The 673-nt window shown below is 47.8% G+C and carries 1 pseudogene; it reads right to left on the reverse strand.

Annotated features, from left to right (window positions below):
* Positions 1-142 precede the first annotated feature (142 nt).
* Positions 143-673, reverse strand: a pseudogene (narH, locus tag ACS8FD_RS21160) (nitrate reductase subunit beta); the annotation flags it as partial.

The raw sequence follows: 673 nt of genomic DNA on the forward strand, positions 1-673 counted from the left end.
ATCGCCTAAGAATAGCTCGTTGCTTGGATAGTCGATAAGCAAGCTTAAGACTTTGAGTATCTTTAGGTCTGATGAGCCGATTACGGCCGGCTCAATAGACTCATGCACTGTGCTGTCATTGTGAGTTTGAGTAGTTTGCATCTTATGACTCCCACTTTTGTACGGTATCGATAAAATCACGACGATTGGTTTTGCGTTGACCGAACATACTGTTATCAGATTGTCCTGAACAACCTTCACCAAAGCTAAAGCCGCAGCCATTACGTTCCGCGAAAGCATCGCTCAATGCCTCTTCGCGGTGCGCGGTTGGAATGACAAAACGATCTTCATAATTGGCAATCGCCAGGTAACGATACATCTCTTCCACTTGGTGCTTGGTCAAACCAACTTCGTCCAAAATGCTTTGTACCTCTTGCTTCTCAACCAATTGCATACGCTTGTAGCTACGCATGGCAAGCAAGCGTTTGAGCGCTAAACGTACCGGTTCTTCATCGCCTGCGGTGAGTATATTGGCCAAATAACGCAGCGGAATACGCAAGCTATCGACATCTGGAATCAGACCATCCATACCGACTTTGCCCGCTTCAGCCGCGTTTTGAATCGGTGATAATGGCGGCACATACCAGACCATCGGTAGCGTCCGGTATTCAGGGTGCAGTGGTAGCGCAAGCTT

This window comes from Psychrobacter sp. 1U2 (assembly GCF_051847575.1).